We start from the raw sequence: 13,620 nt of genomic DNA, 5'->3' as shown, positions 1-13,620 counted from the left end.
CTAGCTCTCTAGGTCACCGATTCCGGCTGCATGAATGTCCTAAGCCGGGCGGCGACGCCCCGTACGTGGTCACCACGCGGAGGTAGAGTCCAGTTCAGACCCTTCACAGGGCAGGCCTCGGCAATTCGCAAGCAGCATCGCCGGCGGGTGCTGAGGGCCGTCGTTTGCCCGTACCTGCGGAACGCACCACGATAGACAAGTGCGTTGGTGGCTCACGGCGATCGGGGCGTCCGGGTTTCTCGTGCTCGTCTTCTTCCTGACTCGGGAGGGACGCAGCCAGGCGGACGAGTGGATGAGCATCGTCGGTGGCCTGGCCGGGGTCGCCAGCACGGCGGTGCTGTTGGGACAGCTCGTCGTGCAGTCGCGCGGTCGGCCGCAACGGCAGGCCCGTCGCGAGCTCCTGCGACGGTGTGCTCTTCATCTGTCCAAGGGAGACCTGCCGCTGGTCCGCGACGTGCGTCCGGCGCAGCTCGGAGTCAAGGCGGCTATCGGTTCCGCAGGTCCGGCAGCCCGGAGCGTCCTGCCCTACCTTCCGAGGGAGGCCGACCAGGAGTTGGAGTGGCTGGTGGCCGACGGCGGCGTAGTGCTGGTGCACGGCCGCGCCGCGGCGGGCAAGACCCGCACCGCGTATGAGGCGATCCACCGCCTGCGTCCGGAGCACGGGCTGCTGGTGCCCGAGTCCGGCGGGGCGCTTCGGGAACTGGCCGACTCCGGGGAGGAACTGCGGAACGTCGTGGTCTGGCTCGACGACCTCGAGCGGTACCTGACGCCCCGAGGGCTCGACCGCGGCGTGCTGGAGCGGCTGTGCCCGCCGGGCCGTTCCGATGTCGTCGTCCTTGCCACGATGCGGGGCGAGGAACTCGACCGGCTGCATCGGCGGCCAGCCGCTCCGGACGGGACGCCGACCGCCGAGCAGTTCTGGACCGGTGTCGGGGTGCTCGAACGCATCCCGGAGGACCGGCGTGTCCGCATCGATCAGTATCTGAGACCGGCGGAGCAACAGACCGCCCGGCGCAGCCGCGATGACCGGATCGTGGCGGCCGCCGGTGCGGACGTCGGCTTCGCCGAGTACCTGGCCGCCGGCCCGCAGTTGATGCAGCGCTGGACAGCCGAGAGCAACCGGCGGGCTGAGGTGGGTCAAGCACTGATCAGCGCCGCAGTGGATTGCCGGCGCGCCGGATGGTCCGCGCCGATACCCGAAGACGTGCTGACCGCGGTCTTCCGGAACTATCTGACGCCGGCGCTGCGGGCGCGCGGCGACCTGCCGCCAGCCGTGGACGGATTGGCCTGGGCGAGTGAACCATTGCTCGGGGCGAGTTCCTGTCTCTGGCCCCTGTCCGGGGACGGATACCAGGTCGCCGACTACCTGGTCGACCGCACCGACCACGGCGAGGGCCGCCTCGCCGAAACCGCGATCACGCGGATCCTCTGGGACACGCTGCTCGGACGGGCCGGACCCGAGGCCCGCTTCTTGATCGGGACCGCGGCGTACACCCGGGGCGAGCACGACGTCGCCGAGGCGGCGATGCGTCCATTGGCCGACGCCGGGGATCCGCTCGCGATGTTCAACCTGGCAGTGCTGCTCAGCCGCCGGACAGCCTGGGAAGAGGCCACGCGCTGGTACCGGCGGGCCGCAGACGCCGGCTACGTCGCCGCGATGGTCAACCTTGCAGTGACACTGCGGGAGTCAGGTGAGGATGTAGAAGCGGCGCAGTGGTACCGGCGGGCCGCCGGTCACGGGCACGCGGCAGCGATGATGAATCTCGGCGTGCTGCGGAAGATCGGCGGGGACCACGCTGGGGCCGCCTACTGGTATCGACAGGCGGCCGCGGCAGGGGACATCGACGCGATGTACAACTTGGGCCTGCTGATGGAGGAGCGCGAGGAGCCGGATTACGCGCGCGTGTGGTACCAACGGGCCGCTGGACAGGGTCATCCGCTCGCTGCGGAGCAGCTGCAAGAGCTGGCCGCAACCGATAGCGAGGTCAAGGCCGGATCCGTCGAGCCCACGGCCGAGACGCTGACCTTCGACGACCATGGCGTGCCAGCGTCGGCCCAGATCGAGCCCGGACCCGCCTGGCGGCAGTGCCGCGACTACCTGATCACCGATTCCGGTGTTCCTCATGCCACGGTGTCGGCTCTCCAGGAGCAGGTCACGGACCTGGTTCGCCGCATGCAGCCGTCTGAGCAGTCTAGGTCTTTCCGGGGCCTGGTAGTCGGTCATGTGGGCGCCGGCATGTCGGCCTGGCTGGTCGCCACCATCGCGGCGGCCCTGGACCGAGGTTACCGCCTCCTGATCGTGCTGACCGGCCCGCTGAAGGCGCAGGAACATCAGACCCGGCACTGGATCGAGCGAGTCCTCGGCGGCCCGTACGCATCGGGGTCGGTCCAGATCCTGGTCGTGAAGAAGAACGCGACGGTGTTGCGGCGGTTGCTCGCTGACATCGACAGCGAGGGGATGTCGGGATGGCCGGCTCTGGTCATCGACGATATTCGGGACGAGGCGACCATCTCGGCGATGCCCCGTGAGAATTGGGAGCGCACGGCCCGTGTCGAAGGCCCCATCGCGGGGCTGATGCATCGGCTGCTGACGCAGCTTCCTCAGGCGGCATACGTCGCATTCAGCAAGACCCTGTTCACCAACGCGCTAGTCGATCCAGCCCGCCCGACGGATCTCTTCCCACGCGATCTCGTAATGTGCCTTCCGGCGCCGGACGGCTATGTCGGGCCGGAAATCCTGCGGGACCTTGACCCGGAATCGCTGGTGTCCGCCGATCCGCCGATGCTGTCCGAGCAGCCGGCTCACGTCCGGCTCTTCAACGACGACGATCAGGACGAGTCGCTGCGCGCCGCGCTGGATCTCTGGGTCCTCACCGGAGCAGTCCGCCGGTTTCGCGCGCGATCGGAATCAGGACCAGCCGGGGACCACGTCCTCCTCGTTCACGGCCCGCGCCGCATCGACGAGCGCCGACTATTCGCGGAGCGTATCGAGGCGCTCTGGAGTGAGACTCATGGTGACTGGGAGCAGAGGCTGCAGCATCGGTACGAAACCGACATTCTTCCAGTCAGCCGGTCAATAGCTCCCGAACTGCCATTGCCGGCGGACTTCGAGGATCTGCAGGCCGATTTGATCGCCGTTGTCCGGGCGATCGGTGAGCGGCCCGTGCACACCAGCTGGGATGACCCGCGGGCGGCGGCCCAGACATCGGGATACTCGGTCATGGTGCTCTCCGGTGCCAGCCGAACCCCCGTGTTGCGCGGCACTGTGATCACGCATGCGTGGCACACCTCTGCCACGCTGGACCGGCTATCGCAGGCCGGACAGTCGCTGGGATTCCGCGCAGCCTATCGGGACCTGATCCGCTTCGTGACGACGCCGGCGCTGCACCGTTCGTTTTTGGCTGCCTTTCGGGCAGAGTCCGCCGCGCGGCACGGGGTCGCGACTTTCGGCCCGTTGCCACCGATCATGTTGCCGCCGGTCCTGGTTGCCCTGCGGCCCGATGTCCGGGTGCGGCGCGAGGACCGGGACTGGAACGCGTACCTGATCGAAAGCCGTTCACCGGGACGGCCGATCGAGCCGGTCGCTTATCCGGTCGACGGTGAAGCCATCCGCTCGAATCTCCAGGGGTGGGAGCCGGTGCTGCGGACGCCGCGAACCAGGCAGCAACTCCGCACCGGAACCGGGGATCGAGAATTCTCGGCTCTGGTTGGGGTCGTCGATCATCGGACGCTGATGTCCGTGTTGAGCGGGTTGACGTGGCTGGTGGAGGACTGCTTCCGGCCACACCTGACCTGGCTGCGAAGCCTGACCGAACGCCAGATCGCCCGATGGGTGATCGTCTTTCCCGAGAATTCGCGTCCCGGCAGCGCTCGCGCCATCTTGGGCGCCGGACCGTTCTCGATCTCGGTCCGCCAGCGTACCGAGCGGGGCCCGTTCCGGGTCTTGTCCAGCCCGTTGCACCGCGCGGCCGCGCGCCGGATCGCCGGCTTGTTTTCGCCGGTCGCGGATGAAGTCGCGGCCCGGCTCAGCGGACCGGCCACCGGCTGCCTCGTGGTCTACGCCGTCGCGGAGAATCCGCCGGCCGGGGTTGCTGGTGACCCCGCCGACGAGAGGAGCACCACTCTGGCCTTCCACCTGGTGACTCCGATGAGCACCGCGCCTGCCGACGGCGCGCTCACCGCCTGGGGTGTCCGATCACCCGATGACCCCTCGGCGGTGACGACGGACAGTGCCCCGAAGTCACGATGAGCCTCACGGACAAGTCGCCAGCTCTTGGAGGAAAGGTTCCTCCAGCCGAGCGCCAGCCCGACAGCCGCGTCAGCGGGTAAGGGAGTAGCAGCCTGACGTGCGACCTTGGATGTCCGCTCGAGAGGCGACAAGCGCTGTGGCGAGGGTGCGCCTCGCCTGCCGGGAACATCGCCGTCGGCCACCGACGGAGGCGAGCGCGGCAGTTGCGCGGACGGGGCGTGCGCGGGTCTCATGGGAACTGCAGTCCACAGAGGGCGTTCACTGCATCCGGGAGTTGATTCGACGCGCATGGACCCGAGTCCCTACCACTTCCCGCCGGAAGTGTTCGCCGTCCTCAAGGACACCATCCCCCTGCTGTGCCGCAGCAAGCTGGACCTACTCGGGTTCTTCCGCGGGGCCGGCGTCGCTGAGAGCGAACTCGCCGATCTGCGTCGTCGTGTCGTCGAGGACCGCGACTCGATCAATAAGTTCGAGATCGCCCGGCAGGTCCTGACGCGCATCAACGAACGCGGCGAGCGTGATCTGGCGGTACGCCGCGAGGTGGTCCGCCGGGTGGTGCAGTTCGAGGACTTCTACACGTGCTGGCCTGACGACCAGCTCAAGGCCAAAGGCCTCGTTGCCGAGTTGAGCCGGCTGGTGGACGTCAAGGATTCGTTCGTCCGGATGCGCCAAGAGCGCGACGCTGAGCGCGACCAGCGCCTCGCGACCGCGCGGACGAAAGCCGCGCAGCTGGCGCAACGCCGTGCCACCGGGCATCTGCTGCGAGACCGGCTCGCCCGGCTGTTCGCGATGACGGATACACGTCAGCGTGGCCTTGATCTCGAGGCGGTCTTGAACGAGGTGTTCGCCCTGGACGGCATCCTGATACGCGAGTCGTTCGCCCTGCGGACCGAGGACGGCATGGTCGCGGAGCAGATCGACGGCGTGGTCGAGATCGACGGGGTGCAGTATCTGGTCGAGATGAAGTGGCACGCGGAGAAGCTGGGCATGGACCCGGTCTCCCGGCACCTCGTCCGGATCTACGGCCGTGCTGGCGTCGGTGGCGTCCTCATCTCCGCCTCCGGCTTCACCGACCCGGCTGTCAACGAATGCGCCCGGGCACTCTCGCAGCGGGTGATCGTTCTCGCGGGCCTCCGCGAGCTCGTCTTGCTGCTCGAGCGTCAGGGTGACGTCGCTGACTGGCTGCGTAGCAAGATCCGAGCGGCGACGATCGACCGGAACCCCCTTGTGGAGGCCTGACCTGCCGCCGCAACCTCTCGCCGAAGCCGGCGGTGAACGGGAGGCTCCCGTCCTGTCGAAGCGCGTTCTCCAGAGCCGATCCGCCTGGGCCTGCCGGACGGGCACCGACTTGCAGCTGACGTGATCTCCCGCAGGCTCACCCGTTCTCGCCACCTCATACCTGGGAGGATCTGATCGCCGCACATATCACCGAAGTGACCCGGCGCAGGCTCGTCGAAGGGCTGGATAAGCGGCGTACCGATTGGGCCGGTGCGCTCGACGACGTCGATTTCCTCGCGCGGTTGTATCCGGTGGACGTCCTGCCCAGTCGTGATCCTCGGTTCGGCACGGCTGCGCAGGACATCGCGCAGCACCGGCTCTTCAACGACGACTGGCCGGACGACTGGGTCTTTCACGACTCGCGCTTCGGTCTGGCCGACAGCGACGAGAAGCTCCTGGCGTTCTTCGCCGAAATGCTGCACCCGGCCGTTCGCACAGACCTCGCGGAGGTCGAACAACTCCTCGTCTTCTTCAACAGTGTGCTGGTGCACGATGGCTACGAACTGGTTCAGGTGGACGCGATCAGCGGCGCCCCGGTGTTCGCGTGGCGCCGACTTGGCTCCGGCGTGCCGGGTGCCATGAAGAACCTGATCTTCGCGGTGGTTGGCCCGAAGCCGCAGATCGTGCTCGACGACGCCGTCAACAACGAGCTGCGCATCGTGCTCAACGAGCAGGGTTGCCTGGTGTACGACCGGCCGCTGCCCAGCCAGGGGCTCACCTGGGCGCAATTGACCGCCTGGTGGGCCGACCGGGACGGCCTCAGTGGAGCGCCGGAGCAAGAGATCTCCCGCAGCCTTTACCGCCGGCTGGACGCGTCGGTGGCCAACGACGCCGAGCGCCGGATTCTGAACAGCTATGCGAAGCGGTACGTTCGCCTCGGCCCCGAGATCCCCGCGCTTCTGCCGCAGGTCTATCTGCACTACGACCCGTACACGCAGGATCGGTATCTACCGGGGGAATCGCCGTTGCAGCGGCAGCGGATGGACTTCCTGATGCTGCTACCCGGCCGTGCCCGCGTCGTCATCGAATGCGACGGCCGGCAGCACTACGCGGATGACGACGGCCGGGCTGACCCGCACCGCTACGCCGAGATGATGGCCGGGGATCGAGACCTGCGGCTGCGCGGCTACGAGGTCTACCGATTCGGCGGAGTGGAACTTGTTGACTCCGCGCAGACCGCGCGACGCCTCGATGACTTCTTCGACCGGCTCCTGCGCCGGTACTTCTAGATGCACCGGACTCGGCCACCAGCGTCCCAGGCCAGCGCGAGGTCGTATCGCCGGGAGCGATCTTGGCGGGGCTGCCCACCGCTCGGGCGAGGGCGTACAGGCGAGCCCCGCAGGATGACCCGCCGACCCGGTCGGCCGCCTGGCCAACCCCAGCTCTTGTCCACCTGAAGCGGAAATGGGCCTAACGGCAGAATCATTCCCGGAATAATCCCGAGCATTTTCGTCGGCATGAGCTATGGTGTGTGTCGTGAGCGCGCTCTTCTCCTTCGATGTGCCAGCGGCGAATCCTCAGCTGCTGGTCGCGGCGCGCGAAGCGTTAGGGCTGACTCAGGCGGACGTCGCCGAACGGATCAGCGCGTTGTCCGGAAGCCCGGTGAAGACCACCCAGGGCTATGTGTCCCGGGCGGAGAAGGGCTCGCTGTCCGTCACCGGGATGCGGCTGGAGCAGTTTGCCCAGGTGCTGGAGATGACGCCAGATCTTCTGACCGTCGACGTCAAGCTTTGGGCACTGGGAGAGGGGTGTCTGTACCACCGCAACCGCCGCTCGACGAAGGCGTCGACCCTGCGGCGCCTGCACGCCCAGATCAATCTGACCCGGCTCTACCTGACCCGGCTGGCGCACGCCGCTGACATCGCCCTGCCGGTGCTCGCCGTATCACCGACCAGGGTGGAAGGCGCCGTTGGGCCGCAGACCGTCGCCGCACAGTTGCGCGCCCAGCTCGGTGTTCCCCGGGGCGCGATCGCCTCGGCCACGATGATCGCCGAGCAGCTGGGGGCGTTGGTGGTGCCGATGTCGCTGGGCGGCCGCGAGGTCGACGCGACCAGTCTGCACCCTCCGGGCGAGCCGCCCGTCTTCGTTATCAACACCGACGCGCCGATCGACCGGCAGCGGTTCACGCTGATGCACGAGGTCGGTCACTGCGTGAGCGTCCCCGGCCCGGGAGTCGACGCGGAGGAGATGGCACAGGCATTCGCTGGGGAGTTCCTCGCTCCCACCGCCGAGATCTACCCGGACCTCACCGCGGCCCCCATCACGCCGGCGCGGCTGCTGCAGCTTAAGGCGAAATGGCGGATCTCCGCCGCCGCGGTGCTGCGCCGCGCCGCCGACCTGGCGGTGATCTCCGATTCTCGCTACCGGACGATCAGCGCTCAGACCTCGGCGCTGGGCTGGCGCACCGAGGAGCCTGAACCGTTGCCGGCGGAGACTCCCCGGATGGTCCCCGAGATCGTCCGGGTCGCGATCCGCGCTACCGGCGGCCTCGCCGAGGCAGCGGCGGCGGCGGGAACGACACCAGCACGTCTGACGAACCTGTTCGGTGACGCCGTCACCGACGCGACCACGCACCAGGACGGACGATGACAGAACCTGGGGACAAGGTGACGGGCTCTGCGACGCCGATGCACGGCAACCTTGCCGGTGACCTGTCGCAACGCTGGCAGTGGCTGGGCCGGCAACCGTATCCGCCACAGCCGGCGGGAGCCGTCGGAACGCTGGCCAACCGCGTGCTCGTGTACACGCGCCGAAGCCACGTCGCCACCGTGCTCCCGGCGCTCGACACCGCCCATAGCGGGTTGATGATCGTCGGACCGCGCCCGGGCAGCCCGATGCCCAGTGTGGCGGATCTCGCCCACGACGGCCCGGTGGTGCTCGACCCCGACGCCTACGGCTACCACATGGCCACGTCGGACAAGCCGTTCCTGCTGCCGGACGACGGCTTCGCCGGCACCAACCCCTCGCTCGAAGCGGTTCTGGACGCACAGATCAAAGCCGGGTTCACGGTGGCGTGCACCCCGACCGGTTACATCGGCGCCGGGGACACGGCAAGCCTGCACGCCGCCGCGCAGCAGGTGAAGGCGCTGGGGCGCACCGACACGCTGTTCGTGGCGCCGCTGGACATCTCGTTGCTCGACCGGGCGTTCTTCACGCAGACCCAGGCGATCCTGCACGACGCCGGGTGCCCGGTCGCGCTCGTGCTGGGCGGGCAGGGCGATCCGCTCAAGCAGTCGGCACGAATCATCCCCAACCTGCGGACGCTGGCCGCGACCGTACCGCTGATGCCCATCTGCACCGACTTCAACGGCTTGGACCTGATCGCCCACGGGGCCTTCGCCACGGCGATCGGCACCGGTGGCAGCATCCGTCACACCGTTCCACCACCGCGCAAGCCCATGTCGTTCACCGGGCGTGACAAGTCGCCCAGCGTCCTGATCCCCGAGCTGTTGTGCTGGTGGAAGGGCTCAAAGATCAACCTGCTGTGCGGTGCGGCACCCAGCCGCGCGCCCAGATGCCCGTGCGGCACCTGCGGCAACCAGGCGTTGACCCGGTTTCTCTACAAGGAGGACCAGCCCGACGCGATCGCGCACGCAGTCGCGGTCTGGTCCAGCATCGCCGAAGGCCTGCTCAGCCAACCCACGGTGCGGGAGCGCGCCGAGTACTGGCGCAACATCTGCGGCGGCGCGCTGCGCGAACACGAAATGCTCGCCAAGCGCCTGCGCCGTCCCGATGCGTTCGACGCCCAGGAGCCGCTCAAGCGGTGGGCGAAGCTGCCGGCTTGGCCCACCAGCTAACCAGCGGCGAGCTGAGCTGCTGCCATCCGCGGTCCGCCGTGGTCAACGGCTCCGGACGGTGCCCCGGAACACCTGCTCAGTGAACCACCACCAGGCGGCCGTCGGCTGCCAGTCGGTGAACTCCTCCGGCTCGAGCACCATCGTCAGCGTCTCGCCGTGGCGTACCGCGACCCCGATGCCGTAGAACGAGGCCTCTGCCAGGGCGACCTGTTCGTCGCCGGGCAGCTCCGAGACCACCATGAACCTGCGGCAGTACATCGCGAAGCGGGAAGCGGCCCGCAGCCCGTGCGCCCAGTCCGTGGCCTGCACCATCGCGACCAGTGGCATGACCGGCGGAGCGATGCGGCGGGTGACCGTCGAGGACGTCCAGGTCACCGCCCCGTTCGGCACGCGCCGGAGCCGCCGCAGCGCGGCAGGTGTCAGCGACGGCAACGGAACCGGCTGATCGAGCGGCAAATACATCAGCGTGTCGAGAAGATCAAGATCGAGAAGCGGTGGGAGGCCGAGTTCCCGCCGCTTGTCCTGTTGTTCACGATCGGGGTGATACGCCACCCATCCCCGTGTCCCGAACAGTCTCACCGGGGCGACGCTGATCTGGTCCGAGTCGGCCTGGGGCATGGTGGCGGCGAAGCGTTCCAGCGTCGCTGCGACGCCCATGAGCCTGCCCCCTTGCCAGTGCCGATCCCCGAGATGCCCAGCTCAAGATCTTGCACGAGTTGGGCCAGCCATGTCCATGCGCTCACGTGGGTAAACGCGTAGAACACCCGCCGGTTGTGGCCGGTCTGCGCCAGCCTCCGCACGTAGCCGGCGGTCATCAGGGCTCGCAGCTGCGGGTGGAAAGCGCTCGTTGGCACGCCTCGGGACGCAGCTAGATCCCTCAGGCATACCCCGCTACTGCCGACGGCAACCAGCGCAAGCAGCAACTCGAGCCGGTACCTGTTGCCGACCACCGCGCGATGAAACGCGGTGACCTGGACGCCCCTGTCGGATCGATCGTGGCGGTGGTCAGTGGCGTGGCAGTACGTCGCTAGCAAGCTCGCTTGCCCGGTATGGACACCGAACGCACTAACGCGTGCAGTGTGTGCGTGCAGTTCTAGCGTGAATACACGGAGGAACAGTTTCTGTGCACTTAACGTCCATGCTATGCCCGCGAACAAACGCGACATCAAACTCATGGGATCGGCCGAGATCGGCCGCCGTCTCGGTGGCCTTTCGCGCACCCGCATCTATCAGTTGACGCAGCGCCGCAACTTCCCGGAACCGGTCGCTGAGCTGGAGATGGGCAACGTCTGGCTGGCCGAGGACGTCGAGGCGTGGATCGCCGAACATCGGCCCGACATCGCCGAAACAGCAGAGGGCGAATAGCAAGAAAACCTGCCCCGTGAGAATCCGGACTTAATTGACAACCATCCGACTTCCATGGGCGTTGGTAAGGCTGTGACTCCCGATAAGACGTTCGCTACTGTCGATGGCATGCCGCTGGCGAAGAAACCCCATGAGATGAGCTATATCGACGCGGGCGGGGAGCTGCGCCGCTACACAGGCGCCTTCCTGATCATGTGCGGCATCGCTCCACTGCTGATGTTCTCGCTGCTGGCGAGCAAGCCGGGCGGCCCCGACTATCCCATCTTGCCGAGCATCATCGCCGGTCCGTTCATCATCATCGGCGTCGTGGTAACCGCGCTCGGCATCTTCACGAAGGAACCGAAGCGTTCCGCTAAACGCGTCGGCATCGGAGCGGGATTGATCATTCTAGGCATCATTCTGATCTTCGGGATCCGTGCCGCACTCGTCTAGCCACTGCTGAAGTAGCCAGAGAGGTGACAACGTGACCTTGAAGGTCGAACCAGAAGCCATCCGCCACTACGGCTACATGCTGAGCCGGGCACGGGACGACGCGCGCGAGTGCAAAAACTACTTCTCGACACACCTCCCCGAGGTAGAGCCCGGCATCGAGGGCGGGTTCTTCAACCCCATCGGATACGCGCACAACGGAGTCCGCCAAGAACTCGGCAAACTGCTCGACCACCTGGTCGACATCCTGGACGTCTCGCACCAAGCCCTGTTCGCGGCCGCCACACACTACGAAGGCACCGACGCGGACTCCGCCAAGCGGCTGGACCAGACCTATGCCGCCGTGCAGCGCCCCATCGCCGGAGTCAGCTGAGCATGGGATTCACCGACCCACGGGACCCCACCGTTCACCTGATCGAGCCCAGCGCCCGCACCGAACAAGTTCTCGACCAGCCGTTCTCGCATCCTGGCTCGGTGTTCGACTGGTTCAGCCCCACCCACATCATCAACGCCTTCATCAAAGAAGCCGCCGGCTACGACGTGGTCGGCGAGGCATCCAAGGTCTTCGGCGGTGACTGGGAGGCGATCTGGAAGGCCGCCGGCGCCATCGCCAACCTCGGCGACGCCCTGCAAGACATCGGGATCAACACCACCAGCGGAAATCTCGACCTCGACAACCAGTGGGACGGCAACGCATCGGAAGCCGCGTACGTCTACTTCACGCAACTCGGTGCCACTCTCAGCGAGCAGAGACAGAGCCTGACCGACCTAGCCGAGTCCTATCAGAAGGCAGCCGAGGGCACATTCCGGATCGCCGAGTCCTTCTCCGGCATCCTGAAAGACATGGGCGACGCCGCCATCATGGGCGTGATCGGCGCTTCGGCCGGGACCGCCGCCATCGAGACCGGGGTCGGCGCCGTGGCGGGCTACGCGTTCGCGGCCTACCAAGCACGCAAGATCTACATGCTCGGTGCCCGCCTCAAAATGATCATCAGCACCGGGTACAACGACATCATGATGCTCGCCGGCGTGATTCAGTCCTGGTCCGCCGACACTGGCGCCCTCTCCCGGTATCCGCTTCCTAACGCCGCCTACCAGCACCCGTCATCGGCAGCGTAAGGCAGGCCCGGTGAACGAGAGCACCGAGAACGAGGTCACCCACCGGTTCCTCCAGCACCTCGCCGACCATAGCGACAACGAGCTGCTCCGGGAGATGTTCGACCAGGTCTTCCGAGGCGACATCACGCTGGCTGATGGCATGTCCTTCCCCGCATACTCCGAGGCTCTGACCCAAAATCTTGCCGACTTCACGCAGTGGTACGACAGCCTCAGCGACGACGAACGCCAACGGGAAGCCGACGACTGCGCGGCTGATCTCGAGAGGGCCGACAAGCACCTCAACGCGGACCACGACCTCTGAGGACAATTGCCTTCACTCTGCTGGATGACTGTGCCTGACGACGCTTGTGCAACACCTGTTGTGATCGCTACTGTCAATAAAAGTAGCCGCTGAGCTGCGAAAACCATCTCAAGATGGTTTGGTGCGACAGTCAGACCCCCAGAGAACATCCGATGACCCGGTTGCGGATCAGGAAGCGATGTCGGAGGGGTTCAGCGCCGATCGGCCATTCGCTGATCAGCAGACCGCGGTCGATGACCTGCTCGAACAGGGCGGAGTTGCCGCCCGGGTAAGGCCGGTCGACCCCGCAGGCGAGAACCGAGATGGTGCGGCCGTCGGCAGCCAAGGCTCCGCGATGGGCTGCGGCGTCGATACCGAAGGCGCCTCCGGACAGTACGGTCCAGTCCCTGCTGGCCAACGAATACGCCATCTCGGTCGCCACGTGCGTGCCGTAGCTGGTGGCTGCCCGTGCGCCGACGATTGCCACCGAGCGTTCCAGGGTGGGGCCGAGTGGCAACGGGCCACGCGCCCAGAAGCACAGCGGAGGCCGGGTGTCCTGGTTGATGCGGCCGCCGGTGTCCAGTTCCAGGTTCGCGAGGTCGTCGACCCGGATGGGCCACTCCTCGTCCGAGGGCACGATCAGGCGGGCCCCGAGACGTTCTGCACGGCGCAGTGAGATCTCGGCTACCCGACGCGGGTCGCCGATCGAGGTGCGGGCTTTGACAGCGGCGCGCAGGCGGCCGTCCGGGATGTCGCCGTTGAGCAGGCACTCCAGGGTCGTGGCCGCACCCGCCTGCTGAACGAGCGCCCACACCGTGCGGTTCCCAGGCTCAGCCAGCCATGTCAACGCGACACGGGCAGCCCGATCCGCCATGTCACCGAGTTGATCGGTGCCGCTCATTCGAGCCACCAGACATACGCCTGATCAACGGATCCAGCAGCTGTCCGGCCGGTGAAAGCACTCATTGGACACTCCAATCGAGGGACGAGGGACGAGGGACGAGGGAGGAGGGACGAGGGAGGAGGGACGAGGGAGGAGGGACGAGGGAGGAGGGACGAGGGAGGAGGGACGAGGGAGGAGGGACGAGGGAGGAGGGACGAGG

The 13,620-nt window shown here is 67.2% G+C and carries 11 protein-coding genes and 1 pseudogene; 10 read left to right on the top strand and 2 right to left on the bottom strand.

The window, feature by feature from the left end; all coding sequences use genetic code 11:
• The first annotated feature begins 199 nt into the window (after positions 1–199).
• The 5 genes from AB0F81_RS10140 (at position 200) to AB0F81_RS10120 (ending at position 9,324) form a co-directional block, all read left to right on the top strand.
• Complete coding sequence (locus tag AB0F81_RS10140; protein WP_360193998.1) at positions 200–4,249, top strand: Z1 domain-containing protein; 4,050 nt, start codon at positions 200–202, stop codon at positions 4,247–4,249.
• 321 nt (positions 4,250–4,570) lie between these two features.
• A complete protein-coding gene (locus tag AB0F81_RS10135; protein ID WP_360193995.1) occupies positions 4,571–5,488 on the top strand; it encodes a restriction endonuclease in 918 nt (305 codons plus the stop codon).
• A 194-nt stretch (positions 5,489–5,682) separates the two neighbouring features.
• A complete protein-coding gene (locus AB0F81_RS10130) occupies positions 5,683–6,756 on the top strand; it encodes a hypothetical protein (RefSeq protein ID WP_360193992.1) in 1,074 nt (357 codons plus the stop codon).
• A 247-nt stretch (positions 6,757–7,003) separates the two neighbouring features.
• Positions 7,004–8,116 (top strand): XRE family transcriptional regulator, encoded by a 1,113-nt coding sequence (locus AB0F81_RS10125; protein WP_360193990.1) that lies wholly within the window; start codon positions 7,004–7,006, stop codon positions 8,114–8,116.
• A gap of 215 nt (positions 8,117–8,331) precedes the next feature.
• Entirely contained in the window at positions 8,332–9,324 is a 993-nt protein-coding gene (locus AB0F81_RS10120; RefSeq protein ID WP_360193987.1) for a hypothetical protein, read from the top strand.
• Between the two features lie 42 nt (positions 9,325–9,366).
• Here the strand turns inward: AB0F81_RS10120 and AB0F81_RS10115 are convergent, their stop codons facing one another.
• A complete protein-coding gene (locus AB0F81_RS10115; protein ID WP_360193984.1) occupies positions 9,367–9,981 on the bottom strand; it encodes a hypothetical protein in 615 nt (204 codons plus the stop codon).
• Between the two features lie 486 nt (positions 9,982–10,467).
• Here AB0F81_RS10115 and AB0F81_RS10110 point away from each other — a divergent pair, with 486 nt between their 5' ends.
• The 5 genes from AB0F81_RS10110 to AB0F81_RS10090 all read left to right on the top strand — a co-directional run bounded on the left by AB0F81_RS10110 (position 10,468) and on the right by AB0F81_RS10090 (position 12,538).
• Complete coding sequence (locus AB0F81_RS10110; protein ID WP_360193981.1) at positions 10,468–10,689, top strand: AlpA family phage regulatory protein; 222 nt, start codon at positions 10,468–10,470, stop codon at positions 10,687–10,689.
• Between the two features lie 108 nt (positions 10,690–10,797).
• Positions 10,798–11,121, top strand: coding sequence for a hypothetical protein (locus AB0F81_RS10105; protein WP_360193978.1), 324 nt, complete (start codon positions 10,798–10,800; stop codon positions 11,119–11,121).
• A 31-nt stretch (positions 11,122–11,152) separates the two neighbouring features.
• A complete protein-coding gene (locus AB0F81_RS10100; RefSeq protein ID WP_360193975.1) occupies positions 11,153–11,491 on the top strand; it encodes a hypothetical protein in 339 nt (112 codons plus the stop codon).
• Positions 11,492–11,493: 2 nt separating this feature from the next.
• Positions 11,494–12,237, top strand: a complete 744-nt coding sequence (locus tag AB0F81_RS10095) for a hypothetical protein (protein ID WP_360193972.1) — start codon at positions 11,494–11,496, stop codon at positions 12,235–12,237.
• A 10-nt stretch (positions 12,238–12,247) separates the two neighbouring features.
• Positions 12,248–12,538: a hypothetical protein gene (locus AB0F81_RS10090; RefSeq protein WP_360193969.1), complete on the top strand. Its 291-nt coding sequence runs from the start codon at positions 12,248–12,250 to the stop codon at positions 12,536–12,538.
• Between the two features lie 151 nt (positions 12,539–12,689).
• Here AB0F81_RS10090 and AB0F81_RS10085 read toward each other — a convergent pair.
• Positions 12,690–13,418: pseudogene (locus AB0F81_RS10085) on the bottom strand (DNA-processing protein DprA); the annotation flags it as partial.
• Positions 13,419–13,620 lie beyond the last annotated feature (202 nt).

The sequence above is a fragment of the Actinoplanes sp. NPDC024001 genome (genome assembly GCF_040638955.1).
Lineage (GTDB): Bacteria > Actinomycetota > Actinomycetes > Mycobacteriales > Micromonosporaceae > Actinoplanes.
This window is presented reverse-complemented; position numbering and strand designations above follow the sequence as displayed.

Coding starts and splice junctions, on each gene's coding strand:
- AB0F81_RS10120 (WP_360193987.1), top strand. CDS start 8,332: ATGATCGTCGGACCGCGCCCGGGCAGCCCGATGCCCAGTGTGGCGGAT.
- AB0F81_RS10115 (WP_360193984.1), bottom strand. CDS start 9,981: ATGGGCGTCGCAGCGACGCTGGAACGCTTCGCCGCCACCATGCCCCAG.
- AB0F81_RS10110 (WP_360193981.1), top strand. CDS start 10,468: ATGCCCGCGAACAAACGCGACATCAAACTCATGGGATCGGCCGAGATC.
- AB0F81_RS10105 (WP_360193978.1), top strand. CDS start 10,798: ATGCCGCTGGCGAAGAAACCCCATGAGATGAGCTATATCGACGCGGGC.
- AB0F81_RS10095 (WP_360193972.1), top strand. CDS start 11,494: ATGGGATTCACCGACCCACGGGACCCCACCGTTCACCTGATCGAGCCC.